Annotated in this window: 24 protein-coding genes; 6 read left to right on the forward strand and 18 right to left on the reverse strand. The window is 63.2% G+C overall.

All coding sequences use genetic code 11. From position 1 onward, the window contains the following. Positions 1-15 precede the first annotated feature (15 nt). Genes ACTODO_RS06510 through glgA form a run of 4 tightly spaced genes read right to left on the reverse strand, consistent with a single transcriptional unit; the run spans position 16 to position 3557 of the window. Positions 16-975: an SPFH domain-containing protein gene (locus ACTODO_RS06510; protein ID WP_003792533.1), complete on the reverse strand. Its 960-nt coding sequence runs from the start codon at positions 973-975 to the stop codon at positions 16-18. A gap of 46 nt (positions 976-1021) precedes the next feature. Further along, positions 1022-1489 carry an NfeD family protein gene (locus tag ACTODO_RS06515; protein WP_003792534.1) on the reverse strand — a complete coding sequence of 156 codons (468 nt, stop codon included), beginning with the start codon at positions 1487-1489 and terminating at the stop codon, positions 1022-1024. 19 nt (positions 1490-1508) lie between these two features. Continuing rightward, positions 1509-2297, reverse strand: coding sequence for an ABC transporter ATP-binding protein (locus tag ACTODO_RS06520; protein WP_003792535.1), 789 nt, complete (start codon positions 2295-2297; stop codon positions 1509-1511). A 36-nt stretch (positions 2298-2333) separates the two neighbouring features. Beyond that, positions 2334-3557 (reverse strand): glycogen synthase, encoded by a 1224-nt coding sequence (glgA, locus tag ACTODO_RS06525; RefSeq protein WP_003792536.1) that lies wholly within the window; start codon positions 3555-3557, stop codon positions 2334-2336. 171 nt (positions 3558-3728) lie between these two features. Here glgA and ACTODO_RS06530 point away from each other — a divergent pair, with 171 nt between their 5' ends. Continuing rightward, positions 3729-4964, forward strand: a complete 1236-nt coding sequence (locus ACTODO_RS06530) for a glucose-1-phosphate adenylyltransferase (protein WP_003792538.1) — start codon at positions 3729-3731, stop codon at positions 4962-4964. A 2-nt stretch (positions 4965-4966) separates the two neighbouring features. Further along, positions 4967-5650 (forward strand): phosphoserine phosphatase SerB, encoded by a 684-nt coding sequence (serB, locus tag ACTODO_RS06535; RefSeq protein WP_003792539.1) that lies wholly within the window; start codon positions 4967-4969, stop codon positions 5648-5650. 9 nt (positions 5651-5659) lie between these two features. Here the strand turns inward: serB and ACTODO_RS06540 are convergent, their stop codons facing one another. The 11 genes from ACTODO_RS06540 to ACTODO_RS06590 all read right to left on the reverse strand — a co-directional run bounded on the left by ACTODO_RS06540 (position 5660) and on the right by ACTODO_RS06590 (position 16960). Next, entirely contained in the window at positions 5660-6187 is a 528-nt protein-coding gene (locus ACTODO_RS06540) for an NUDIX hydrolase (RefSeq protein WP_003792540.1), read from the reverse strand. Further along, positions 6184-7032: a PrsW family intramembrane metalloprotease gene (locus ACTODO_RS06545; RefSeq protein WP_034512231.1), complete on the reverse strand. Its 849-nt coding sequence runs from the start codon at positions 7030-7032 to the stop codon at positions 6184-6186. Before ACTODO_RS06545 ends, ACTODO_RS06540 begins: the two co-directional genes overlap by 4 nt. A gap of 179 nt (positions 7033-7211) precedes the next feature. Beyond that, positions 7212-8546 (reverse strand): PrsW family intramembrane metalloprotease, encoded by a 1335-nt coding sequence (locus tag ACTODO_RS06550; protein WP_003792542.1) that lies wholly within the window; start codon positions 8544-8546, stop codon positions 7212-7214. Next, complete coding sequence (locus ACTODO_RS06555) at positions 8515-9129, reverse strand: hypothetical protein (RefSeq protein WP_003792543.1); 615 nt, start codon at positions 9127-9129, stop codon at positions 8515-8517. Before ACTODO_RS06555 ends, ACTODO_RS06550 begins: the two co-directional genes overlap by 32 nt. After that, positions 9126-10307, reverse strand: a complete 1182-nt coding sequence (locus ACTODO_RS06560) for a glycosyltransferase family 4 protein (protein WP_003792544.1) — start codon at positions 10305-10307, stop codon at positions 9126-9128. The genes ACTODO_RS06555 and ACTODO_RS06560 overlap by 4 nt, the downstream gene beginning before the upstream one ends. After that, positions 10304-11230, reverse strand: coding sequence for a phosphatidylinositol mannoside acyltransferase (locus tag ACTODO_RS06565; RefSeq protein WP_003792545.1), 927 nt, complete (start codon positions 11228-11230; stop codon positions 10304-10306). Before ACTODO_RS06565 ends, ACTODO_RS06560 begins: the two co-directional genes overlap by 4 nt. Then, the gene (pgsA, locus tag ACTODO_RS06570) at positions 11227-11853 is read right to left on the reverse strand and encodes a phosphatidylinositol phosphate synthase (RefSeq protein ID WP_003792547.1); all 627 of its coding nucleotides are present in this window, start codon (positions 11851-11853) and stop codon (positions 11227-11229) included. The genes ACTODO_RS06565 and pgsA overlap by 4 nt, the downstream gene beginning before the upstream one ends. Beyond that, positions 11853-12446, reverse strand: coding sequence for an HIT family protein (locus ACTODO_RS06575; protein WP_003792548.1), 594 nt, complete (start codon positions 12444-12446; stop codon positions 11853-11855). The genes pgsA and ACTODO_RS06575 overlap by 1 nt, the downstream gene beginning before the upstream one ends. Positions 12447-12451: 5 nt before the next feature. Then, positions 12452-14485 carry a threonine--tRNA ligase gene (thrS, locus tag ACTODO_RS06580; RefSeq protein ID WP_003792549.1) on the reverse strand — a complete coding sequence of 678 codons (2034 nt, stop codon included), beginning with the start codon at positions 14483-14485 and terminating at the stop codon, positions 12452-12454. A 72-nt stretch (positions 14486-14557) separates the two neighbouring features. After that, positions 14558-15583, reverse strand: a complete 1026-nt coding sequence (locus ACTODO_RS06585; protein WP_003792550.1) for a lipid II:glycine glycyltransferase FemX — start codon at positions 15581-15583, stop codon at positions 14558-14560. Positions 15584-15682: 99 nt separating this feature from the next. Beyond that, complete coding sequence (locus ACTODO_RS06590; RefSeq protein WP_003792551.1) at positions 15683-16960, reverse strand: carboxylate--amine ligase; 1278 nt, start codon at positions 16958-16960, stop codon at positions 15683-15685. 71 nt (positions 16961-17031) lie between these two features. Between ACTODO_RS06590 and ACTODO_RS06595 the strand changes: the two genes are divergently transcribed. The 4 genes from ACTODO_RS06595 (at position 17032) to ACTODO_RS06610 (ending at position 21241) form a co-directional block, all read left to right on the forward strand. After that, positions 17032-17847, forward strand: a complete 816-nt coding sequence (locus ACTODO_RS06595) for a hypothetical protein (RefSeq protein ID WP_003792552.1) — start codon at positions 17032-17034, stop codon at positions 17845-17847. Between the two features lie 50 nt (positions 17848-17897). After that, entirely contained in the window at positions 17898-18635 is a 738-nt protein-coding gene (locus tag ACTODO_RS06600) for a hypothetical protein (RefSeq protein ID WP_003792553.1), read from the forward strand. Positions 18636-18718: 83 nt separating this feature from the next. Next, positions 18719-19453: a flagellar basal body-associated FliL family protein gene (locus ACTODO_RS06605; protein ID WP_003792555.1), complete on the forward strand. Its 735-nt coding sequence runs from the start codon at positions 18719-18721 to the stop codon at positions 19451-19453. 21 nt (positions 19454-19474) lie between these two features. Beyond that, entirely contained in the window at positions 19475-21241 is a 1767-nt protein-coding gene (locus tag ACTODO_RS06610) for an alpha-glucosidase (RefSeq protein WP_003792556.1), read from the forward strand. A 138-nt stretch (positions 21242-21379) separates the two neighbouring features. Here the strand turns inward: ACTODO_RS06610 and ACTODO_RS06615 are convergent, their stop codons facing one another. From ACTODO_RS06615 to ACTODO_RS06620, 3 genes are read right to left on the reverse strand one after another with little or no spacing between them, the layout of a single operon-like run. Beyond that, complete coding sequence (locus ACTODO_RS06615) at positions 21380-22072, reverse strand: DUF5979 domain-containing protein (protein WP_003792557.1); 693 nt, start codon at positions 22070-22072, stop codon at positions 21380-21382. A gap of 18 nt (positions 22073-22090) precedes the next feature. Next, positions 22091-22246 (reverse strand): hypothetical protein, encoded by a 156-nt coding sequence (locus ACTODO_RS10880; protein WP_003792558.1) that lies wholly within the window; start codon positions 22244-22246, stop codon positions 22091-22093. 3 nt (positions 22247-22249) lie between these two features. Then, entirely contained in the window at positions 22250-22618 is a 369-nt protein-coding gene (locus ACTODO_RS06620) for a hypothetical protein (RefSeq protein WP_131332787.1), read from the reverse strand. Positions 22619-23180: the final 562 nt, after the last annotated feature.

Here is a 23180-nt window from a genome sequence, read left to right on the forward strand (position 1 = left end):
CGGCGTGGCTTCAGTCTACTTGCCCAGGTTGAAACCCTTCGAGATGGATTCCAGTGCGCCGGTGAGATCCGAGGGCAGCATCCACAGCTTGGACGCCTGGCCGTCTGCGATCTTCGGCAGCATTTCGAGGTACTTGTAGGACAGGAGCTCGGGCGTGGCCTTTCCGGCGTTGATGGCCGCGAAGACCGTCTGAATGGCTTCAGACTCACCCTGTGCGCGCAGGATCTGCGCCTGGCGGGCACCCTCGGCCTGGAGGATAAGGGCTTCCTTCTGGCCCTTCGCCTGAAGAACCTGTGCTTCCTGCTGGGCGGAGGCAGCCAGAACGGCGGCCTGCTTGGCACCCTCAGCCTTCTTGATCTGGGCCTCACGCTCGGCCTCGGCCGTGAGAATCGTGGCACGCTTGGTGCGCTCGGCGGTGATCTGCTGCTCCATGGCGGCCAGGACTCGCGGCGGCGGCTCGATGGACTTGAGCTCCACGCGGGTCACGCGAATGCCCCACGGACCCGTGGCCTCGTCAAGAACTCCGCGCAGCTGCTTGTTGATCGACTCACGCGAGGTCTGCGTCTGTTCCAGGTCGAGGGAGCCGATCAGGTTACGCAGCGTCGTGGCAGTCAGCTGCTCGATCGCCTGCAGGAAGTTAGCGACCTCGTAGGTCGCGCTGCGCGGATCCGTGATCTGGAAATAGATGACGGAGTCGATCGAGACCATCGCCTGGTCGGCGGTGATGACGGGCTGCGGCGGGAAGTTCGCGACCTGCTCACGCAGATCGATACGCGCGGCGACGCGATCCACGAAGGGGACCAGCAGGTGGAATCCACCCTGCATGACCGCCTGGAACCGACCGAGGCGCTCCACGACGTACGCCTGCGACTGCGGAACGATCCGCACTGCGCGGGCGAGCGAGACCACGACGAAAACGACGAGAGCAAGCACCACGATGAACGCGATGTTACCGATGATGTTTCCTGAACTCACAGCGTCTTTCCTTTCTTACGTCAATGAAAATACAAGATGTACGGGATCAGGAGATCGAGTCTCCATAGGGATGTGTCGGGGCCGCAGAGGCCGGATCGAGGGCGCTCACAACGGCGGTTGCGCCGTCGATGCGGTCAACACGAACCTCGGTGCCAACGGGCAGCGTGGGCCCCTCAGTGCGCGCGCTCCACTCTCCACCGGAAAACTGGATACGCCCGTGCCGCTCTCCCACGGCCTCGGTCACGTAACCGGTCTTGCCAATCAGACCGTCAGTGTTGCTCGGAACGTAACCGCTGGACCGGTCGATACGCCCTTTCAGGAAGGGACGCAGGATGACCAGGAGGGCAATCGACACGACAATGAAAACGATGACCTGAATCGTCAGATTCGCGCCGACAGCGCCCGCGATACCGGCGGCCAGCGCACCGATCGCAAACATGAGGAACACGAAGCTCACGCTCATGACCTCGATGATTCCGCAGAGGAGGGCGCCGAGAATCCACAGCCACCACATACCGCTCACACTCCTATTCTCACGCGCTCACACCGCGCGCCCACCAGCGCCCGTCAGTGTAGCCGGCGAGCAGAGGCATGCCGTACACCTCGGACAGGTTGACACCCGTCAGGACGTCTTCAATCGGCCCCTGGTGCGTGATCACACCGTTGGACATGATCGCGCAGTGGGTGACTCCCGCGGGGATCTCTTCGATCTGATGCGTCACCAGGATGACCTGCGGGGACTTCGAACCCTGCATGATCTCCGACAGAGCGGCGATCAGCAACTCACGAGCACCCAGGTCGAGGCCCGAGGTCGGCTCGTCGAGGATGAGCACCTCAGGGTCGGTCATGAGGGCGCGCGCCAGCAGCACGCGCTGGGCCTCGCCCTCGGACAGCGTCGAAAACTCGCGCTGGGCCAGGTGCGAGACACCGAAGATATCCATGAGCGCGTGGGCACGCTCGTCGTCGAGCGCCTCATATTCCTCGTCGTGGGCGACGGCAAGGCCCCAGGCGGCGCTGCGCACCGTGTCGAGGACCGACTGAGTCGGCACGATCTTGGCCCCCACCGCGGCTGAGGAGAGCCCCACGCGCGTGGCGATCTCTGAGGGGTCTGCGTGCGACAAATCGGTCTCCGACACCGTCACCTCTCCGCTATCGGGAGCGATACGGCCCGAGGCCACGCGCGCCAGCGTGGTCTTGCCAGCGCCATTCGGGCCGACGATGACCCAGTGCTGACGCGGGCGCGTCGACCACGAGACGTCGGACAGGACCTGCGTGTCCCCGCGTTGGAGGGACACGTGAGAAAGATTCAGGACGTAAGTCATGTATCCAGCCTAGTCGTCTGTCGGGTGACGTGCGCCCTAAACGAGCGAACGGTACAGCTCGGCGGTCTTCACGCCGATCGCTTCCCAAGAGAAGTGATCGCGGGCGCGTACGAGGCCGGCCTCGCCCATACGACGGCCCAGCTCAGGATCGTCGAGGACACGCACCAGGCGATCAGCCATCGCTTCCTCAAAGGCGCGAGGATCGAGCGGGGTTCCCGTGCCATCCTGCTTCTGTTCGATTGGCACGAGGTAGCCGGTCTCTCCATCGACAATGACGTCGGGGATGCCGCCGGTCGCGGTGCCGACGACGGGCAGGCCGAGGGCCATCGCCTCGAGGTTGACGATGCCGAGGGGCTCGTACACCGACGGCGTGATGAAGACCTGCGCCGAGGACAGGATCGCCGCCACCTCGGGTTGAGGGAGCATCTCGGAGATAAGAACGACGCCGGAGCGGCGAGCGCGCAACTCGGCGACGAGGCCCTCGACTTCTGCGGCGATCTCGGGGGTGTCGGGAGCGCCGGCGCACAGCACAAGCTGAACGTCATCGGGCAGGAGCTGGGCGGCGCGCAGGAAGTACGGGAGGCCCTTCTGGCGCGTGATGCGGCCGACGAACACGACCGTGCGACGAGACGGGTCAATACCGTGCTCGGCGAGAACGCGGGCGCGCAGTTCCTCGCCCGCCTCACCCTCGGGGGCGTGCCACTTGTTCAGGTCGATGCCGTTGTGGATGACGTGCACGCGCTCAGGATCAACGCCGGGGTAGCAGCGCAGAATGTCGTCACGCATGCCGTTAGAGACGGCGACGATCGCGCTCGCAGCCTCGTAGGCGGTCTTCTCCACGTAGGAGGACAGGCGGTAGCCGCCGCCGAGCTGCTCAGCCTTCCACGGACGCAGCGGCTCAAGCGAGTGCGCTGAGATCACGTGCGGGATATCGCCGAGAAGCGACGCAACGTGTCCGGCAAAATTCGCGTACCAGGTGTGGGAGTGAACCAGGTCAGAACCTTCGCACGCGGCGGCGATCTCGAGGTCGACACCAAGCGTGCGCAGCGCGGCGTTCGCTCCGGCCAGCTGAGGCAAATCGGCATGTCCGGTCACGCCCGGGTCGGCTCCATCGGTACCCGGTTCGCGCGGACCGTCAAACGCCTGGACACGCAGGTCATCGACGAGGCCGCGCAGGACCTTGGCCAGTTCGAGCACATGGACACCGGCTCCTCCGTAGACGTGAGGCGGGTATTCACGGGTAAGGAGATCAACGCGCATGGTGGGGTCCTTCCGACGGGAGCGACGTGTGAGACACATCGTATCCGATCTCACGTCACCGCTGGTCGAAAACGAGACAGTGTAGCAATCGATAGACATTTGTAATACAGTGTGACCACTCCCACGGATCCGCGCCGATGCGGGTCCACTCGACCAACGAAGAGGTGCCACATGGCAAAGAACCACGTTCTGGCAATCGTTCTCGCGGGCGGTGAGGGTAAGCGACTGATGCCCCTGACGGATGACCGTGCAAAGCCGGCAGTTCCGTTCGGTGGTCACTTCCGTCTCATCGATTTCGCACTGTCGAACATCGTGAATTCCGGATACCTCAAGATTGTTGTCTTGACGCAGTACAAGTCCCATTCGCTCGACCGCCACGTCACAAAGACCTGGTACACGTCTCCCCTACTCGGCAACTTCATTGCTCCTGTGCCGGCTCAGCAGCGTCGCGGCCCGCACTGGTACCTGGGTAGCGCGGACGCCATCTACCAGTCGCTGAACATCGTCGACGACGAGCAGCCGGAGTACATCGTCATCATTGGTGCGGACAACATCTACCGCATGGACTTCTCGCAGATGGTCCAGCACCACATCGATTCGGGCCTGCCCGCCACGGTCGCCGGCATCCGTCAGCCGATCGAGCTGGCGTCGGCGCTCGGCGTCATCGACGGCGAGAACGGGGTCGTCAAGAACTTCCTCGAGAAGCCGAAGAACGCCGTGGGCCTGCCCGACGATCCGACCAATGTCCTCGCCTCCATGGGCAACTACGTGTTCACCACGAAGGATCTGGTCAACGCTCTGCGGGAGGATGCGGCCGACCCCGATTCGAAGCACGACATGGGTGGCAACATCATTCCGTGGTTCGTCGAGCGCGGCGAGTGCGGTGTGTACGACTTCCAGGATAACGACGTGCCGGGGTCGACCGACCGCGACCGCGACTACTGGCGTGACGTCGGTACGCTGGACGCCTACTACGAGGCGAACATGGACCTGATCTCGGTGCACCCGGTGTTCAACCTGTACAACCGCGACTGGCCGACCATGACGATGATTGACGGCTCGCTGCCTCCGGCCAAGTTCGTGTACGGCGATGCGGATCGTCTGGGTCACGCGATCGACTCGTTCGTCTCCCCCGGTGTCATCGTCTCCGGCGGCGAGATCGTGCGCTCGGTCATTTCCCCGAACACCTACGTCCATTCGTGGGCGAAGATCGAGGATTCCGTTGTTATGCACGGCTGTCGCATCGGTCGCTCGTCCCGTGTCGTGAAGACGATTCTGGATAAGAATGTCGTCGTTGAGGAAGGCGCCGTCGTCGGTGTCGATCTTGACCACGATCGCGAGCGCGGCTTCACCGTCACGGAGTCCGGCATTACGGTCGTTCCCAAGGGCGCGGTCGTCCGCAAGTGAGCATGACTCACCGTCTCGACGAGCCGGGTGCTCCGCTGCTGTGTGCCAGCGGGGCACCCGGCCTCGTCGTCACCGACGTCGATTCGACACTGATTCGCCAGGAAGTCATTGAGGAGCTCGCCGAAGCTGCGGGCACGCGGGCGCGCGTCGCCGAGGTTACGTCTCGTGCGATGAATGGAGAGCTTGATTTCGCGGAGTCTTTGCGCGAGCGCGTTGCAACCCTCGCGGGGGTCCCCGAATCCGTCTTCGGCGATGTTCTGTCCGCCATCACCCCCACAAAGGGTGCTCGCGAGCTGATCGACGCAGTCCACCGGGCCGGCGGAAAGTTCGGCATCGTCTCGGGCGGATTCGAGGAAGTGGTCGCTCCCCTGGCGGCCTCCCTCGGCATCGATTTCTACGCGGCGAACCGCCTCGAGGTCGCCGGCGGCGTGTTGACGGGCCGCGTGCTGGGGCGCATCGTGACCTCCCAGGTGAAGGTCGAGTGCTTGCGTTCGTGGGCCTCGTCCCTCGGTGTCCCCCTCGAGCGCACGGTTGCGATCGGCGACGGGGCGAACGATATCCCGATGATGCACGAGGCCGGGGTCGGTATCGCGTTCTGCGCGAAGCCCGCCGTGCGCGAGCAGGTGTCGGTCCAACTGAACACGCCGGATCTGTCTCTGGCGATCGCTCCCCTCGGCCTCGCCTAGTACGAAACGCTAGGGTTCGCGCGTGTCTGTCAGGCGGATCATGTGCCCATCCCACCCGTCGCGCCAGGCGCGCGCGTACTCGAGGATCTGCGTGGGGTAGATTTCTCCATCGATCTGGGCGGCGGCCTCGTCAATATCCCACCAGGCCTGCGTGTCGATGACGGAGCGTTCCAGCTCGGTCCATCCATCCCGGCTCAGGGCGGTCGAGGGGGCCTGCGCGATAAAAAACCACTCGTCCTGGCGGGCGGTGACCGCCAGGAAGTCGAACTCGGCGGTCCGGTAGAGGACGGGACCGACCAGGTCGTCAGGGCTCAGCTCGATGCCGGTTTCTTCGAAGACCTCACGCACGGCTGCGCCGCGCGGGTCTTCCCCTTCTTCGATGCCGCCACCGATCGTGAACCACCAGAACCTCTCCGGTTGGTCTTCGTCGTGCCCCTTGGCCAACAGGACCCGTCCACTGTCGTCAAAGAGAAGGACGCGGGCGGCCTCCCGGTGGGGATAGCCGTCCGCGTCCAATGGCCAGTCGAGTGCGCTCATGCCTCCAGGGTAGACCGGTGGCGGCGCAGGCCCCACACGAGGAGGGCGACACTCACGACGAGAACGGGGATCTCGATCGCGCCGTAGGTCAGGTTCCACGAGTCTTCGGGAGCCAGGAATCCAATGCCGTTAGCCTGGGCGTGCAGAGCGAGAGCTGCGACGAATCCGCCGGCCGCGGCGAGGAGGCCCACAAGCACATTCTGTGCGCGCAGCACCGCCCACGCCAGGGCGTAACCGAACACACCCGTGAAAATCGCGTGACCGTAGGCGCCGAGCAGCGCACGTGCCAGGAAGGATTCCCACAGTCCGCTCATCCCGTCTTCGAGGGCACTCACGTAGTAGCCCACGTCCTCACCCCAGGCAAAACCGAGGCCAACGAGCGCGCCGAGCACGCCACCCTGCGCGGGACGATCGAGCACCTTACGCGCAGCGAGGACCAGTGCCAGAACACCAATTCCCTTGCCTGTTTCTTCGACGAGGGGACCCGTGACGACGGACGTCACGACATCGACCGCATCGTCGCTCAGGTTGCTCGCGGCTACGGCCGAGTCGATGACTGTGTTGCCGTATCCCGCAAAGATCAGCGCGCCACCGGTTCCCCAGCCGAACGCGGCCAACCAGGACAGCACTGTGGGCTTGAGGCGAGCGGCCCATGCGAGGAACACCAGGCCAACAACTGCGCTCAGGATCGAGGCGCCAACAGCAAGCCAGGCATCAGACGACGAGACCCCCTCAAGAGCTTCCGTCAATTCATAGATAGCCGCCCAAACGCTCAATGCAATGAGGATGAGCGAGCACACGACGAGCGCCCACGAACGTGGGCGAATAGACACAGCATGAGTCACGTTATTTCCTTTCTGTCGTCCCCATCATGCCAGCTGTTCCTATGCGTCACCTATGAGGGGGCGATGGAACAGCCGTGAGAATGCGCTCATGCAACAAACCCCGTAGCGGGAGCCGCTGAGCAACCTGATCTCGCCTCACTGCCTCGACTACGACCTGTTTCCCTGTTCAATGCGACGCGTCAGGCGACCTGCGCACGACCTGCGACGGCGTTTGTGACGTCCTTTTGCTGCTCCGCGATAGAGGTCAGTCGCAGGAATTCACGACGCTTTCCAACGGCATCGGCTAGCATCTGACGATCGTTTTCAATGCGCGAGCGATCGGCGCCGTGGCGAGCCATGAGGCGCTGGTCGAGGCCGAGGGAGGCCAGGTCGGACAAGAAGGCTCGCATGGCACGCTTCGCATCCCGTCCGCCCTGGGCAGCCCACTTGAAGGCGGCTTTACGCGCGCGACGATCGGTCGCCATCAACACTTCGCCGGGAAGGATCCATCCGGTGCGTACGTAGGGGACGAGGCCGTCGCGAATGTGGAGAGCCTCCCGTCGGGCAGCTCGAAGCAGGAGAATCGACCAGAGGACAAACCCGGGAATACCCACCACGAGGTACATCACGATGAACCCTGTTCCGGATGCGGGCAACGCGATGCTCCCGTTCCATGCGAAGTGAATGAGCATGGCAGCAAACCAGAACAGGACAACGATGGCGGTCTTCGACCATCCGCGTCGGAACTTGATGAGGGCGAGCGCCAATCCGATGCCCGTCATCGACGTGGCCATCACGTGCAGAAAGGGCCCTGCCAGGGCACGAAGAACGAACACCAACACGAGAGTCTTTGTTCCTTGGCCCTCGGTGCGCAGGAAGTACAAAATGTCTTCGAAGAAAAGGAATCCCGCCGCCGAGAATCCCGCGTACACGACACCATCGAGTACCGAGTTGATGCTGTTGCGCCGAACAACGACGATGATGAGGACACCGATCCCCTTGAATGTCTCCTCCACGAGTGGCGCAATGAATGACATGGCAAGCGCCTCGGCGCGCCGCAGGTCTCCGATCGTGAAGGCAATGTCTGTGTGGAGCGCCGTGTTCGTAATCATCGACGTCAGGGTCGCCACACCCCCGCCCCACAGAAACATCGCGAGCTTCGTCGTCCACGGTTCTGGCTCCCAGCGATCGATCCGCTGGAGGAAGCCGACGACGATCACGAGGGCAACCAGGGACAGCAGCGTCGTCTTCACAAAGGCGGTCACGCTTGAAGACTCGGGTGCCAAACCGTAGATGATGATGCCGATGGTCCCCAGCACGCCGATCGTCGTCATGACGACCTCGAACCAGGGGAAGGAGTGCGCGGCCTTGGGAGGCTGCCAGACGGGAGCGGCATCGTCGGGGGCCGGTGCCGAGACGCCATCAGTGGAGTCGATGGTGGCACTGCTGATCTTGCTGAGGCGATAGTCCTCGCCGGGCCCTCCCCAGTGGGTCGCGTGCATGTCAGTAACCTCGTCCACCCGTTCGCGTGTCATCGTCAAAGTCAATGGGCTCGGGAATCGGAGCATGCCCGGCCAGTCGCAACAATTTTACCATTCGTGCGGAACGCAGGGCGCGAACTCCCGCGACATCCACGTTATGCACGTTGCGCGTGAGCTCGATGCGATAGCACGTCGCATCCAACGCTTCCAGGCGTGCGCTGGCCTGAGGATCCGATGCAATGCGCGCCCGTTCGTCGGGGATGAGAGTCTCACGGATTGCGCGAGACAAGGCGGACGCACGCTCCAAACGCGTCGCTACCTCGACACGATCGCCCTGGCGTTGCGCCGCAGTTCGGCGGTCGAGGCCATCGGTGGTGAGCTGGTCTCCCCCATCCTGAATATAGGCGCGCGCAGCGTCGGCGAGGCCGGAGCTTTCCAGCCCAACGCTGCGGGTCAGCAGGTCTGCCTCGGAGGCCCGGCGCAGCAGGAGGCGCGAGAGAGAGTCTCGCGAAGCAAGGATGCGCTGATGGAGCCGATCCAGACGGCGCGCACGCGTGATCGCAAATCCTGCGACGACGCCGAGCGCGATAACGGCGAATACGATAGCGACAAGCAGCCACGGGGACAGCGAGATCATGCGAGCTCCTCCCCTTCTTCTCCACGACCTCGGATCAGGTCACGTGCCCGGCGCGTTCCCGATTCGGCGGGACTGCCCATGTCAATCGCCAGCTTGTAGACCTCGAAGACCTTATCGGCAACAACCTCCCAGTCGTACTGCGCCGATGAGCGCGCTCCGGCAGCGGACAGCTCCTCGAGGCGGTCGCGGTCGGTCAGCAGGTCGATGAGCGTACGTGCGAGCGAGTCGCTGTTGCCCCTCTCGAAGAGCGCGCCAGCTCGCCCGTCCTCAAGCACCGCACGGAAGGCCGGGATATCCGAGGCAACGACAGCCGTATGGGCCGCCATCGCCTCGACGAGGACAATGCCGAATGACTCTCCGCCCGTCTGCGGAGCGACGTAGATGGTGGCGCCGGCGAGCAAGGATTCCTTCTCCTCATCACTGATTCCACCGAGGAAGGACACGGAATCGCCAAAACGCTCGACGGCCTGGCGAATCTCCGGGGCATCTCCTCGGCCGGCAATCAGGAAACGCGCACCCGGGAAACGCTCAAGGACACCAGCAATGGCACCGGCGAAAATGCTCAGGCCCTTGCGGGGCTCATCGAGGCGTCCGAGGAACACGATGACCGGACGTTCGTCCGTCGCCACCCACTGTTCAAGGGGCTGCGCGGTGCGGAACGAGGCCGTTTCGACCCCGTTCGGAATGATGACGGCATCGCCGCCGTGGTGCTCGATCAGCGTTCGGCGCGCCTCCTCGGACACCGCGATGCGCACTCCGATGCGTTCCATGTACAGGCGCATGGGCGCCGAGGCAATCGCGCGCGAGACCGACCGACCGAGGGCCGCGTGGAATGTCCCCACGAGGGGGGCAGTCGAAAGCATCGCAGCTGCCATCGACACCGAGGGAACGACAGGCTCGTGGACGTGCACGACGTCAAAATCGTTCACTGCCAGCCAACGGCGAGTACGCGCGAGCGCCTTCGGCTTCACGGAAATATTGGCCACCGATCCGTTGAAGGGGATCGACACGGACGAACCGGCGGACGTGATCCACTCGGGCAGGTCCTCCGAGGTCGACGGCGTCAGCACCTGAACGTCGTGTCCGCGGGACCGCAGCTTCAACGCGAGGTCGCGGATATGGAAGCCCACTCCCCCGGGCACGTCCCAGGAGTAGGGATTCACGATTCCGATCTTCATCGATTCTTCCTCTCGTGCTCGGCCCTCGCGCGCGCCAGGCGCTCGGGGTCAAGATCTTCCACATACACGCGCTGCATCATGTGCCAGTCCTGCGCCTTGGTCGCCATCATGGCGGCAAATTCGTCCACCCACGCCTGTGTGAGAGCTTCGACGCGGTTGAGGTCGGGGTGCTCCTGGCCATCTGCATTGATCGGTCCGACGCAACGCACGCGTACATCGGCCCCAGTCGGAGTCTCGTTCTCGTAGGTGATGCAGGCAGCGAAAAGCGGACGCTCCAGCTTGGTCGCGAGCGCAGCGGGACCCGCGGCGACGAGTGCGCGCCGCGTCCCCAGGTCGACCTCAATGCCCGAACCCGAAATATCCCGGTCTGCAAGAAGCGGGACGATGACGCGACGGCCGCGCACGCGCTCGATGAGGGTGGAAAAGACAGACTCACCCTTCACGACGCCAATGATCTCCATGCCGAGGCCTTCGCGCAGCGACACGAAACGTTCAAACAGCGCGGGAGGCTCCACCTTCTCCGCGACAGTCACGATGCCCCGGCCGTGTGCACACACCCAGGCGCCGGCACGATCCCAGCTGCCGGAGTGTCCGAGAGCGAGGACGACCGGTCCATCTTCGCTGGCCGTGGCCAGGGCCTCGAAGCCCTCGAAGGAGACTCCCTTGAGCAACGGCTCGCCGCGACGCGATCCGAGCATCAACTGCTCAGCATAGTTGCGGATGTGCGACCGGACCGCGTCACGCACCTCGTGGGCGGATGGCTCGTTTCCAGTCAAACGCGCCATGTTGGCGCGCAGCCGGTCGATCATGGCTCCCCCACGCCTGGCCGCAATCGATGCACCAGTGTCCGCCATGCGCATGACGAGGCGCAGCGGCAAGCGGGGGGCGATCGAAAAGGCGAGCGACAGGGGCGAAAAACTCACGGCGTTCCCTCGTCGATGTTGTGGGCAGTGAACCAAATGCGCTGGCAGACGGTGACGAAGGATGCAAACGCCACCCAGGTTAGGCCGGCCGCAAATACCCACTCGGGCAGACCAAGACTCATGAGGATCGCCGTACCCATGCCAATGATGAGCCGGTCGGTGCGCTCAGCGATGCCCAGCTTGGCGACGACGCCGACAGATTCCGCGCGGGCGCGCGCGTAGGGAACGGCGGCCGCACCAACGATCGAGCAGATGCCGGAGATGATTGCCCATGTGCGCACGAACGAGTCGTCCATCTGGAAGACCGCGTAGGCGGTGAGGGAGCCAAAGACGGCTCCGTCGCCCAGACGGTCGAGCGTCGAATCGAGGAAAGCACCAAAACGCGTGCCGCCCGTCGTCATGCGCGCAAGCGTGCCATCCACGGAGTCGCCGAACATCACGACGGCCAGGACGATGCCGCCCTGCCAAATCCATCCCTGAGGAATGCAAATGACCGCGATCGCGACCGTCGCAACAGTGCCCGCGACCGTCACCATATTCGGGGTGACGCCCACGCGTGCGAGAACCCGAGCGAGAGGCGTAAAGATTGCCTTCGTGATGGAACGTCCGTGGTTTCCGAGCATTAGTCCTCCTTCGGCCAGGCGGCGGCCAGCCGCGCGCGAGCGTCCTCCAGGAGCTCAGGCACGGCCTTCGTCTGCGCAATGATCGGCAGGAAGTTCGCGTCCCCCAACCAGCGCGGAACGACGTGCTGGTGCAGGTGAGCGGCGATACCGGCACCGGCCACCTCGCCCTGGTTCATACCCAGGTTGAAACCCGCCGGAGACGCGACCTCACGGGTGACGCGCATGGCGTTCGCCGTCAGGTTGCCCAGCTCCACGCGTTCCTCGTCCGTGAGCTCCGTGTAGTCAGAGACGTGACGATACGGGCACACGAGCAGGTGCCCGGAATTGTAGGGGAACAGGTTCATGAGCACGAAGCAGGTGTCGCCGCGGTAGACGATCAGTCCAGCCTGGTCGTCCTTACCGGGCGCCGTGCAGAACGGGCACCCGACGTCCGAGGCGTCGGCGGGCTTGCCTTCGCCGCGTATATAGGCCATCCGGTAGGGGGTCCAGAAACGACCGAAGCCGTCCGGGACGCCCGCCAACGAGCGGGCGTCCTCGGTCGGCAACGGGCCGTTCGGGGAACCGATCGAGTCCGAACCGGCGTCGCGGCTCATGACTCTCACGCCTCGTCGAGGCCGTCGATCTGATCGGCGTTGTTGCGCTGCTCGATGTGCGAGACGATCAGCTCGACCGCGCGATCGACGGCGACGCCGTTGTGCTGCGAGCCGTCACGCAGACGGAAGGACACGGCCCCAGCCTCGACGTCCTCGCCGCCGGCGATGAGCGTGAACGGGATCTTGTCCTTGGAGGCGTTGCGAATCTTCTTGCCGAAGCGGTCGTCCGACAGGTCGGTCTCGACGCGCACGCCGCGCTCGCGCAGCTTCGCGGCAACGTCCTTGACGTAGCCGTCGAAGGCCTCGGCGACGGGGATGAGGCGAACCTGGACGGGCGAGAGCCACGCCGGGAATGCACCCGCGTAGTGCTCGGTGAGAACGCCAATGAAGCGCTCGACCGAACCCAGCTTGGCGGAGTGGATCATGACGGGGCGCTGACGGGAGCCGTCGGCTGCCGTGTACTCCAGGTCGAAGCGGTCGGGCTGGTTGAAGTCGTACTGGATCGTCGACATCTGCCAGGTGCGACCGATCGCGTCCTTAACCTGCACGGAGACCTTGGGGCCGTAGAAGGCGGCACCGCCCGGATCCGGAACCAGGTCGAGGCCGGTCGCCGCGCAGGCGTCCTCGAGGGCCTTCGTGGCAGCCGCCCAATCCTCATCCGAGCCGATGAACTTGTCCTTCTTCTTGCCGTCCTCGTCGCGCGTGGACAGCTCCAGGTAGAAGTCCTTGAGGCCGAAAGCCGAGAGAATCGACAGGAAGAACTCGATCTGCGTGCGGATCTCTTCTGAGGCCTGCTCAGGCGTGCAGTAGGTGTGCGAGTCGTCCTGCGTGAAGCCGCGCATGCGGGTCAGGCCGTGGACGACACCGCTCTTCTCGTAGCGGTAGTCGTGGCCCAGCTCGTAGAAGCGCAGAGGCAGCTCGCGGTAGGAGCGGCCACGCGAACGGAAGATCAGGTTGTGCATCGGGCAGTTCATGGCCTTGAGGTAGTACTCCTGGCCTGCCTTGGTGACGTTGCCATCCTCGTCGCGCTCTTCGTCGACGAGCATGGGCGGGAACATCGTGTCCGCGTAGTAGGGCAGGTGACCCGACGTGTGGAAGAGACCGCCCTTGGAGATCTCGGGCGTGTGCACGAAGTCGAAGCCGGCCGCCTTGTGACGGTCGGTCACGTAGGACTCGATCTCGTGGCGCAGGATTCCGCCCTTGGGATGGAATACGACGAGGCCGGGGCCGATCTCCTCGGGGAAGGAGTACAGGTCCAGCTCGGCGCCGAGGCGACGGTGGTCGCGGCGCTCGGCTTCCTTGATGCGCTCCTGGTAGGCGACGAGGTCATCCTTGGAGGCCCAGGCGGTTCCGTAGATGCGCTGGAGCTGATCGCCCGCCTGGTCGCCCTTCCAGTAGGCGGCCGAGGCCTTGGTCAGCGCGAAGCCGTTACCGATGAGCTTGGTGGAGGGCAGGTGCGGACCGCGGCACAGGTCCTTCCACGCGACCGAGCCGTCGCGGCGGACGTTGTCGTACATGGTGAGCGTGCCGCCGCCGACCTCGACGGAAGCGCCCTCGGCGCCCTTACCCTTCGTAGTGACGAGCTCGAGCTTGTAGGGCTGCTCGGCCAGCTCGACGACGGCCTCCTCCTCGGAGATCTCGCGACGCACAAAGCGCTGACCTTCCTTGACGATGCGCTTCATGCGCTTCTCGAGGTCGCGCAGCAGCTCGGGGGTCACCGCATCGATATTGCCGAAGTCGTAGTAGAAGCCGTCGGTAATGAAGGGCCCGATGCCCAGGTTCACGTCGGGGAACACATCCTGGACGGCCTGCGCGAGCAGGTGCGTGGCGCTGTGGCGCAGGATGTTCAGGCCGTCCTCGCTGGCCAAGGTGATGGCCTCGACGGTCGTTCCTGCTTCAAAAGGCGTCTCGAGGTCACGCGGCGTACCGTCAACCTTGATGGCGACGACGTCGCGCGACTTCTCGAACCACGTTGTGCCCGTGGTCCCCGCCGGTACGGTCTGTTCGTGTCCGTCAATGACGAGCGAGATATCGGGCACTGTGTCTCCTAGTTTCGTTAGATACGCGAGATTGTGTTGCGAATTGAATTCTAGCCCCGTGGCGCGAACGCTTCAGGAGCGGGCGCGCCAGTCCTTCACAGCCTTCGCGGCGATCAGGGCACGGTAGGTGGACTTCTTGATGGGCATGTCCCAGCCACCGGGCACGTCTGTGAAGTGCGTGGCGAAGGCGCTCTTGTACTTTCCGACGCTATAGAGATCGGGGCAGCGCGGCGAATGCGCGCCCATCAGGTCGAACTCACGCACGCCGTCGCGGGCGAGGAATTCGGCCGCCAGGAAGTCCAGGACCGGAGGCTGACGCAGACGACGACCGGCCTCGGTGGAGGCGCCGTACTCGGCCTGCGCGCGGATTCCCTCAACAAGGCAGAAGTCCCAGCACAGGATACTTCCGTCGGCATCGCGCATCGAGAAGATGCGCGCGTGCTTCGGGCCCAGCGTCTGAAGCAGGCTGAGGTAGTACTCCTTGGGGTGGGGACGGAAGCCGTCGCGCTTGGCGGTCTCCTCCATGACGGCGTAGTACTCGTCGATGACGGCCTCGGCATTGGCAGTGTCCTCGTGGAAGGTCACGCCCTCGGCCTTGCCCTTCTTCAGGCCAGAGCGAATCGAACGCTTACCCGCCTTGGGCATGGCGGCGAGGATCGCTTCTTCGGTCTTGCCAGAGGTGTCGATGACGACGGTGCGGTCGTAGGAGATCGTCTGCAGTGGCATGCACAGGTCGGGGTGCTGGTAGATGGCGTGCAGGCGCACGAAGGCGACGGTCTTATCCTTTGCCTTAATCTCGCGCAGGAGGTCGGCGCGCAGGGCGGCTTCGCGTTCGGGCGTCGCTTCCTTGACCCACGCGGGTCCCCACTTCGCCCACAGGTAGTGGACGCCGCGCACCGAATACTTGTAGAGGGTGATGAACGCAACCTTGGAATCATCCTCGCACCAGGCGTAGCGTCCCCACACTCCGTGGCCTTGGGATTCCTCAAAAGCCTCCCACACGCACGTCTGTTCGATAGGCAGGGAGCGGTCCTGGAAGCCAGAGACCGCGGCGATCTTGTCTTCCTGAGAAATGGGCACGAGTGCGGTTGTCGTCATGGTGTCCTCGTTAGTCGGAACTATCGGTCGCGTAGGGGGTCAGTCTATCAGGGCCTCCTCCCCCACCGACGAGGCCGGGGCGGGCCGGGGCGGTGGGAGTCAATACGACGTCTCCGTCGGCTCCGGGTAGTATCGGGCGAACTTACGTCGGTGGTTTTGCTTTTGGAGCCAGACGATGAGGTTACGTCGCAGATCCTTCTCCGTCGGATTGAGGAGCAGATCGAATCGCCGGCCCTCACGGATGATGCGCTTGACGCGCGCGCGCAGATCCTCATCGGTGATGTAGTGCAGCAGAAGGGAGTCCGGGACGAGGGTGTAGAGAATCTCGTCAGTTGCCCGGGTCTGCTCGCAGGCCTTGCCGTCGATAAGGTCCTCGACCATCGGGATCATCGGGTTCGCGCCGGCGGCGGCCATGTACCAGTTGTTGCGGCCGATGCGCGGGTTCACCTCAAAGAAGAGCGCTCGCCCGTCCCGGGGGTCGATCTTCACGTCGAAGTTTGCGAAACCGCGGTAGCCGTTCTCGGTCAGCAGGGCACAGGCGTCGCGCCACAACGCCGGAAAGTCCTCAGTGATCATGGCGACGGGGTTGCCGATCATCGTGGGCGCGTGGTCTTCGAGGAGGACGCGCGCCGACCCGATCAGGGTCACCTCTCCGCGCGAGTCCACGTACGCCGTGATCGAGCGCATCGCGGTGTTATCGCCGGGAATCAACTCCTGCACCAGGAAGGTATCGCGGAAGCCCGCGGCCTTCAGGGTCTCCCACAGCTGAGTGAGCTCCTCGGCCGTGTCGATGAACCAGATCTTGCGCTTGCCCTCGAACTCGAGCACGTCGTAGGGCTCGCCCTTCGCAGACTTAGCAACAACCGGGAAGCTGAAGGGAATCTCAGGAGCAGCCCAGGCCTCGTCCTCCATGCCAGAGAAATCGACCTCGACAGTACCCGGCGTAGCAATGCCTGCCCGCTCGCACTCACGAGCAAACTCCGCCTTGTCGGTGAGTCGTTCCATGACTTCCTCGGTGGGGAACGGCAGCGCGTAGTGGCGCGAGAGCGTCTCCATGTTCCGAGCAACGAACGCCGAGAAGATGTCGTGGTTGGCCATCAGGATCAGCTTCTTATCCGGATGCTCGCCCGCAATGGTCATGAGGATGTCCAGGAGCTGTGCGTCACTCGCATGGGCACTCACGTGGCGGACATCAAAAAAGTGCGAACGGGTGATCGACTCGGTCGGCTGCGATCCCACGCAGATGCACCGACAACCGAACGCTTCATTGAAACAACGCCCAATTCCGTATACGCCGAAGTCTCCTCCGATAATGACGGGCAGGATGTCTTCGCGGGGCATCAGCGGTCGCGTCTCAGTCAGATAGTCGATCGTCATGCCACAAGCCTAGCGCCTGGTAGGATACAGAACGTTCCCTGAGACCTCTCTCACCAACACGGAAGTACACTATGAGCACGCCCTATTCTCCCGAGAATCAGCAGCCCTTCCAGCCCCAGCAGGGTGGGTACCCCCAGCAGGGCGCATACCCACAAGGTGACTTTGGGCAGCAGCCCACCCAGCAGATGCCCGCCATGGGAGGCTATGGGCAGCAGCCCACCCAGCAGATGCCCGTAGCGGGCGGCTACGGGCAACAGCCCACCCAGCAGATGCCCCTAGCGGGCGGCTACGGCCAGTCTCAGGGATACGGTCAGCAGGCCCAGCAGGGCTACTACCAGCAGGGCCAGTTCCAGGGCGCCCCGGGCGGCGGGCAGCCGGCAAAGAAAAAGACGGGCCTCATCATCGGGATCGTCGCAGCCGTCGTGGTCGTGCTCATTGCCGCCGGTGTCGCCATCTGGTGGTTCGTGTCCGGCGACGACTCTTCCGACGCTGATGCTGCCCAGAGCGCCCCGAGCACCGCAGCCCCTTCCGCTGGCGCAAACCCCTCGCAGCCCCCGGTGGGCACCAACCCCTCGCAGCCGCCCGTGGGCACCAACCCCTCGCAGGGCGCAGCCCCCGGTGGCGGCTCTAACTCCGATCTGGAACAGCAGGCCATCGCCGAGTGCACCAAGGAAATCAACGACGAGTACACGAACGCGAGTGTCTCAGGCGCAAAGCTTGAGCTGCAGGATAGCTACGGCGACACCCAGTGGTGGGATTACACCGGCACGCTCACCGGCACGGACAAGATTACGAAAAAGAACGTCAACACTAGCTTCACCTGCTCTGTCTTCTACTTCGGCAGCTCGAAGAGTTTCACCGCAGTCGTTATCCCCGAAGATTACTGAGACACAGCGCTGACACACGCTGACAGCTTCCGATAGACGGAGGAGTCCCCATGTCGAACCCTTTCAACCCCAACCAGCAGCCGATGCCCGGCAGCGGCCAGTACCCGGCCGGGCAGCAGCTTGGCGGGGCCTACGTCCAGCAGCCCGGCCAGCAGATGCCTGGCGCGGGCGGCTACGGCCAGAATCAGGGATTTGGACAGCAGCCTCAGCAGGGCTACTACCAACAGGGGCAGTTTCCGGGCGCTCCCTACGGCGGAGCAACGGAGAAGAAAAAGACGGGCCTCATCATCGGCATCATCGCCGCCGTCCTGGTCGTTGCCATCATCGCCGGCATCGCGATCTGGGCACTGAGCAAGAACGACTCGGACTCCGACGCTGATTCACCCGCTATGCCGGGAGTTCCCTCTCAGGCCTCTGGCCCTGCGGCGGGTACCAACCCGATGCAGCCACCCGTGGGCACCAACCCCACACAGCCGCCAGTGGGCACCAACCCCACGCAGGGAGCAGCGCCCGGGAATGGGAACGGCGGACAGGGCGACATGAAGGAACGAGTTCTCGCCTCGTGCAAAGAACAAATCAATCGCAAGTGGTCGAACGCCAATGTTTCGAACGAGAACTACGCACAGCCCGAGGTACTCCCCAACGGAGAGAAGCACGTCTACACCGGCATCGTCACCGGAACGGATACGACGACCAACAAGACCGGGCGCTGGTCGTTCGAATGCAAGGGCTACTACGTGAAGAGCCTCGACTCGTTCGATACTCTTCTCACATACAAAAACGCCTAGACCGTCATGATCACGAGCTTGCTCTCACAACTCGTTGTCTGTAAGACCGGCTGATCCTCACTCACTCAATACCGGGAACACCTATGTCAAACCCCTACAATCCCAACCAGCAGCCTGCTGGCGGAAACGGCCAGTATCCGGCCGGGCAGCAGTACACCCAGCAGATGCCCGTGGCAGGCGGATATCAGCAGCAGGGTTACGCCCAGCAGCCTCAGCAGGGATACTACCCCCAGGGCCAGTTCCAGGGTGCCCCCTACGGTGGACAGCCGGAGCAGAAGTCGAAGACCGGGCTGATCATCGGCATCATCGCGGCCGTCGTGGTCATGATCCTGGTCGCTGGCGTTGCAATCTGGGCGCTCACCAAGGACGATTCCTCCAACGACGAGGCATCGGCCTCGCCGAGCGCCCCGACCAGCGCAGCGCCCACGTCCGTTCCTTCCGCGGCCCCAAGCCCGTCGGCCCCCGTGGCTCCCGCCCCTGCACCGACCCAGTCCGCGCCTCCCGTCGGCACGAAGCCCAGCCCTGCACCGACTCAGGGTACGGGTTCTTCCGGGGGCGTCAGCACCGACGAGGAATATGGCGTGAAGCTGGAGTGCAAGAACGCAATTTCCTCAACCGTCATGCAGGGCAAGATGGAGAACTGGATCGTCGAGCGCGACGGTGTGGATGCCTCTGGCAACCCCCAGTACATTTCGACGGGTCAGTTCAACGGCACACTTCTCACGGGCAAGAGCGGCACCTTCAACTTCACGTGCACTGCCGTCTACCACAAGGACAACGGCCTGTACGAGGCCTGGGCTGCCCTCGACGGCTACTAAACCGTACAACCGACACGCGCGATGATCATCCACCCCGAGTTGCTTCCTGGCAAGCTCTACGCAGTACAGCCCTGGTGGAAGAACGCCGTGCTCTACCAGGTCTATCCCCGTTCGTTCCAGGACACGAATGGGGATGGGCTCGGTGACCTTGAGGGGATTTTCCGCCGCCTGGACTATCTAGCTGATCTCGGGGTCGATATCGTGTGGATATCGCCGATCTATCGCTCCCCTCAGGCGGATAACGGCTACGACATCTCGGACTACCGCGATATCGATCCGTTATTCGGTGATCTCGGTGCTTTTGATGCCCTGGTCACGCGCGCCCACGCCCTGGGTATGCGCATCGTTATGGACCTCGTCGTCAACCACACGTCGATCGAGCACCCCTGGTTCGTTGAGTCGGCATCGAGCATGAACTCGGAGCGTCGAGACTGGTACTACTGGCGGGATCCACGCCCTGGCTTCGAGCCTGGCACTCCCGGAGCTGAGCCGACGAACTGGGAGTCATTTTTCGGGGGGCCGGCGTGGGAGTACGACGCGTCCACGGGCCAGTACTACCTCCACCTTTTCGCACGCGAGCAACCCGACTTAAACTGGGAGAATCCGCACGTTCGTGACGCCGTCTACGACATGATGAACTGGTGGCTCGACCGGGGCGTCGATGGCTTCCGGGTCGACGCAATTGACGTCATTTCGAAGCTGCCGGGCTTGCCCGATGGCGGCCCACCCCGCCCGCCGTTTGGCGTCGGCCACGAGTGCTTCGCGGACGGGCCTCGTCTCCACGAATTCCTGCAGGAGATGCACGAACGGACGTTCGCCCACCATCCGGGGTCATTTACGGTCGGCGAGGCCTCCAACGCGTCGCCCGAGACAGCACTGCTGTTTTGCGATCCCGAGCGCCGCGAGTTCAACATGCTCATCCAGTTCGAGCACGTCAACCTCGGCCTCGAAAACGGCAAGTTCTCGCCCCGCCAGCTGGCGCCCGGGGAGCTGGCGGATGTTCTCACTCGCTGGCAGGACACGCTCGGGACGAGCGGATGGAACGCCCTGTACCTGGAGAACCACGACCAGCCACGCTCGGTATCCCGTTTCGGTGATTCCTCGTGCTACTGGTACGAATCAGCAACAGCCCTGGCAACCGCCTATTTCCTCCAGCGCGGAACCCCCTTCATCTATCAGGGCCAAGAGATCGGCATGCTCGGCGGAGACTTCACGACCGCAGCCGATTTCCGCGACGTTGAATCCGTGTCGTACATGGAGCGCCTGGGCATCGATAAGGTCCCCGAGGGACTCGCGGCTATGTCGAGAGACAACGGCCGGACCCCGATGCAGTGGGACTCCTCCCCCGCTGCCGGCTTCTCTGAAGCAGTCCCCTGGATTGACGTACCCGCTTCCGCTGAGAACATCACCGTCGCAGCACAAGCAAATGATCCCCAATCCATTCTGACGTACTACCGCGCGCTCATCAGTGCTCGCCACGTCATTCCCGCTCTGACCGATGGCACGTTCTCACGGATAGACGCCTCAGCGCCCGCGCTCTTCGTCTATCGCCGCAGCACGCCAGGTTCGGACGTTCTCGTGATGGTCAATCTGTCCGGGCAACGCCACGCTCCCCTGTTCTCTCCAGAGGACGAGGCCATGGCTTCGTTACCGTGGCACCTCTACTTGGGCAACACGGAAGCGTCACAGACGAAGAGCGATGAGGCCGGCAACCACCTGGGTAGCGAACCCACTGTTACCACACCGATGAAGCCGTGGGAGGCTCGTGTGTATCTCCTCGTTGGTTAGAGCATCGAGGAGCTGGCCAAAGCAACGTCGGGCTCAATGCAAGCTGGCGCTGCGCTCTGTAAGCAGCACCCCGACCATCGGCGAATGACCGTCGTTCTTTTTGCACGCTTAGAGGTTTCCGGTCTCAGTACAACTGCTTCACGCACGTAGAACACGCGGGTGGGAAGACCATGTCTTCCCACCCGCGTGTTCCGCATTCGGCTTAGGAGTCGGCTTAGGAGTCGGCATCAGCTTGTTGTTCAGGTTGAGAGCAAAGAGGTGATCCTCGCTGAGCGTGAACGTGGCCTCACGGTTGTTAGCCTTGAGGGTGACGCCCTGAGCGGTATCGAACACGCAACTCTCGACCTCGTTCAAGGTGACGCCGTCGGCGGAGGGCAGGTCACCCTCGGAGACGGTGACCTCGGTGCCCAGAGGGAGGGCACCCGGGTAGCTGTCGCTCTTGCCCGCCTTGACAGTCGCCTGGTAGGTCTTGTTGACCGACGGATCGGAATCGTTCTTCAGCGTGATGGTCAGGGTGTACTCGAGGTCCTTCGCGTGTTCGGGGAGCTCGCCATCGACCTTCTTCGTCACAGAGAAGCTCTGGCGCGCGAAGGCATCCGCGGACGCACTGAAACACATCGCCATCGTGACGGGCGAAAACTTCTTGCCGGGCACATTGAACTTCACGGTGTTGGAGAACTTACCGACGACGCAAGCGGCACGCTTGGCCCCCTCAACGCGAGTCGGATTCTCGACGATCGCCGACTGGTTCGCGGGGATCTCAGGGAAGGTCACGGTCAGCTTCTGGGGCGTGCACTCGACCGTAGATCCAGCGCCGAAGGCATGATTCAAGGTGTCCTTGCTCAGGCGCTAACCCTCGGGCGTGGTCGGATCGACGACGACGAAGGTGTGCTTCTTAACGTAGTTGACCACCGTGTCGCAGTCGTAGCCCCAGTTAGAGCCGGCGGGAACCTCGTCGACGATCGACGCACCGGTCACTGCGGAATCGCCAGCGGGCAGGATCACTCGCTACATGATGGACTTGTTCTCATCGCCATCCTCGCTGTCGCTCAGGCCGATCCAGCCTTCCTTGACGGTGCGGGCTTCGCCGGTGGGGCGCAGGATCGGCTGGCCCTTGTTCACCTCGGCGACGGTCGCGTCGTAAGTGAAGAAGTCACCGGCCTTGACGGCGCCGTTGATCTTCCACGGCAGCTTAACGCCAGTATCCCACATGTTCGCGATTGTCGTCGCTTCCGCACCCTGGGGATTGACCAGCTGCAGGTTATCCCAGTCCAGGTCAACCTTGTCGTTGACGTTGGTCGTGGAGGCCGGGCACGCAAGCGCCGTGGCCAACGCCGTGCGGGTCGTCAACAGCTGCAAAGCATCAACGAAGCTCAATACCAGAGCGAAAGCTACAAGAAGTGCGCTACGCCGAGTGTTCTTCAACGCAACCATAAAATACTCCAGTCAATGGGCATGAGGCGATGTCGCCTCATGCCCATAGTTATCGCGTAGCTATGGGATAAGATCGACCATCAGAGGATTAGCAGAAAACTATTCAAATAAAACTTCGTTACCAAACCGCCTTAATCTGCACATATAAAGAAGACAGAACTAATCTGCAATCAATCCAATTTCGTTTCCTGCACAGCAGGTCAAACCTACTTGATCAGCAAAAATGCGGATTTTGCAGAATAATGCCCTCCATCACCTTTCTGTGCGAAACTGTCCATTTGCACCTCACGCGACCATGAGCCAACCGCTTTTGTTTCACGCGTGCCCCACCGCTGGGCATCAACACCAAACGGCTCCGACAAGCCACAATAAGCATCACGAGCAACCGCACACGATGAGCTACGACGACATAGTCGACCACTCCCCTGCACGGTATCGACAGCAGGTTGTTCACCCACTCATCTTTTGACAGGACTTTTGTCCGCACGCCGCTCGCCCTGCCCAC

Origin of the sequence: Schaalia dentiphila ATCC 17982 (assembly GCF_000154225.1) — a bacterium.
Classification (GTDB): domain Bacteria; phylum Actinomycetota; class Actinomycetes; order Actinomycetales; family Actinomycetaceae; genus Pauljensenia; species Pauljensenia dentiphila.